This window comes from Xenorhabdus koppenhoeferi (assembly GCF_900116635.1).
In the GTDB taxonomy this organism is placed as follows: Bacteria; Pseudomonadota; Gammaproteobacteria; order Enterobacterales; family Enterobacteriaceae; genus Xenorhabdus; species Xenorhabdus koppenhoeferi.
The window spans coordinates 2,222-5,411 of the sequence record NZ_FPBJ01000067.1; the positions used below are offsets into that span (position 1 = coordinate 2,222).

Sequence of the window (3,190 nt, forward strand, 5' to 3'; positions counted from 1 at the left end):
GTACTGGTCATTAATGACGGTATTGATGAGTCTCTCAAAAACCCCGGTCCGAAGACTTCTTCGGGTTGTGAGGTTAAGCGACTAAGCGTACACGGTGGATGCCTAGGCAGTCAGAGGCGATGAAGGGCGTGCTAATCTGCGATAAGCGACGGCAAGGGGATATGACCCGCCATACCCGTCGATACCCGAATGGGGAAACCCAGTGCAATCCGTTGCACTATCATTCACTGAATTCATAGGTGGATGAGGCGAACCGGGGGAACTGAAACATCTCAGTACCCCGAGGAAAAGAAATCAACCGAGATTCCCCCAGTAGCGGCGAGCGAACGGGGAGCAGCCCAGAACCAACAGCAGTGTCAGCGTCAGGAGAACGGTCTGGAAAGGCCGGCAGTAAAGGGTGACAGCCCCGTATCTGAAGACGCTGGCAGTGGGAGTTCGATGAGTAGGGCGGGACACGTGGTATCCTGTCTGAACAGGGGGGGACCCTCCTCCAAGGCTAAATACTCCTGACTGACCGATAGTGAACCAGTACCGTGAGGGAAAGGCGAAAAGAACCCCGGCGAGGGGAGTGAAACAGAACCTGAAACCGTGTACGTACAAGCAGTGGGAGCCCTGATTTATCAGGGTGACTGCGTACCTTTTGTATAATGGGTCAGCGACTTATATTCTGTAGCAAGGTTAACCGAATAGGGGAGCCGCAGGGAAACCGAGTCTTAACTGGGCGTTAAGTTGCAGGGTATAGACCCGAAACCCGGTGAGCTAGCCATGGGCAGGTTGAAGGTTGGGTAACACTAACTGGAGGACCGAACCGACTAATGTTGAAAAATTAGCGGATGACTTGTGGCTGGGGGTGAAAGGCCAATCAAACCGGGAGATAGCTGGTTCTCCCCGAAAGCTATTTAGGTAGCGCCTCGTGAACTCATCTTCGGGGGTAGAGCACTGTTTCGGCCAGGGGGTCATCCCGACTTACCAACCCGATGCAAACTGCGAATACCGAAGAATGTTATCACGGGAGACACACGGCGGGTGCTAACGTCCGTCGTGAAGAGGGAAACAACCCAGACCGCCAGCTAAGGTCCCCAAGTCATGGTTAAGTGGGAAACGAAGTGGGAAGGCTCAGACAGCCAGGATGTTGGCTTAGAAGCAGCCACCATTTAAAGAAAGCGTAATAGCTCACTGGTCGAGTCGGCCTGCGCGGAAGATGTAACGGGGCTAAACCATGCACCGAAGCTGCGGCAGCGACATGAATGTGTTGTTGGGTAGGGGAGCGTTCTGTAAGCCGTTGAAGGTGGCCTGTGAGGGTTGCTGGAGGTATCAGAAGTGCGAATGCTGACATAAGTAACGATAAAGCGGGTGAAAAACCCGCTCGCCGGAAGACCAAGGGTTCCTGTCCAACGTTAATCGGGGCAGGGTGAGTCGACCCCTAAGGCGAGGCCGACAGGCGTAGTCGATGGGCAACAGGTTAATATTCCTGTACCCGGTGTGACTGCGAAGGGGGGACGGAGAAGGCCAGGCCAGCCGGGCGACGGTCGTCCCGGTTAAAGCGTGTAGGTGGGTGGTTTTGGTAAATCCGGACCGCTGATAACACTGAGGCGTGATAACGAGGCACTGCGGTGCTGAAGTGGTTGATGCCCTGCTTCCAGGAAAAGCCTCTAAGCATCAGGTCACATTGGATCGTACCCCAAACCGACACAGGTGGTCAGGTAGAGAATACTCAGGCGCTTGAGAGAACTCGGGTGAAGGAACTAGGCAAAATGGTGCCGTAACTTCGGGAGAAGGCACGCTGGCGGCAGGTGAAGGAACGTGCTTCCGGAGCCGAGGCCAGTCGCAGAGACCAGCTGGCTGCAACTGTTTAATAAAAACACAGCACTGTGCAAACACGCAAGTGGACGTATACGGTGTGACGCCTGCCCGGTGCCGGAAGGTTAATTGATGGGGTTATCCTGCGGGAGAAGCTCCTGATCGAAGCCCCGGTAAACGGCGGCCGTAACTATAACGGTCCTAAGGTAGCGAAATTCCTTGTCGGGTAAGTTCCGACCTGCACGAATGGCGTAATGATGGCCAGGCTGTCTCCACCCGAGACTCAGTGAAATTGAACTCGCTGTGAAGATGCAGTGTACCCGCGGCAAGACGGAAAGACCCCGTGAACCTTTACTATAGCTTGACACTGAACCTTGAGCCTTGATGTGCAGGATAGGTGGGAGGCTGCGAAGTGCGGACGCCAGTCTGCACGGAGCCATCCTTGAAATACCACCCTTGAAGGTTTGATGTTCTAACGCCGGCCCGTGAACCGGGTTGCGGACAGTGTCTGGTGGGTAGTTTGACTGGGGCGGTCTCCTCCCAAAGCGTAACGGAGGAGCACAAAGGTTAGCTAATCACGGTCGGACATCGTGAGGTTAGTGCAAAGGCATAAGCTGGCTTGACTGCGAGCGTGACAGCGCGAGCAGGTACGAAAGTAGGTCTTAGTGATCCGGTGGTTCTGAATGGAAGGGCCATCGCTCAACGGATAAAAGGTACTCCGGGGATAACAGGCTGATACCGCCCAAGAGTTCATATCGACGGCGGTGTTTGGCACCTCGATGTCGGCTCATCACATCCTGGGGCTGAAGTGGGTCCCAAGGGTACGGCTGTTCGCCGTTTAAAGTGGTACGCGAGCTGGGTTTAGAACGTCGTGAGACAGTTCGGTCCCTATCTGCCGTGGGCGTTGGAAGATTGAAAGGGGCTGCTCCCAGTACGAGAGGACCGGAGTGGACGCACCACTGGTGTTCGGGTTGTCATGCCAATGGCATTGCCCGGTAGCTACGTGCGGAAGAGATAACCGCTGAAAGCATCTAAGCGGGAAACTTGCCTTGAGATGAGTCTTCCCTTGTCCTGTGAGGACACTGAAGGAACGTCCGAGACGAGGACGTGGATAGGCCGGGTGTGTAAGCGTAGCGATACGTTGAGCTAACCGGTACTAATGAACCGTGCGGCTTAACCTGACAACACCGAAGGGGTTTTGGCGGGTTTTTGAGAGAGAAGCCGGGTTTCAGATGACAAGAAGCAGCTTGTTCGGGATTGAAAACAGGATTTGTCTGGCGGCAAGAGCGCGGTGGTCCCACCTGACCCCATGCCGAACTCAGCAGTGAAACGCCGTCGCGCCGATGGTAGTGTGGGGTCTCCCCATGCGAGAGTAGGGCACTGCCAGACA

At 55.1% G+C, this 3,190-nt stretch carries 2 rRNA genes; both read left to right on the plus strand.

The annotated features are described in order from the left end of the window. Positions 1 to 71 precede the first annotated feature (71 nt). Positions 72 to 2,981 (plus strand): 23S ribosomal RNA (locus BM329_RS13875). Positions 2,982 to 3,073: 92 nt separating this feature from the next. Beyond that, a 5S ribosomal RNA gene (gene rrf, locus BM329_RS13880) occupies positions 3,074 to 3,189 on the plus strand. The last annotated feature ends 1 nt before the right edge of the window (position 3,190 follow it).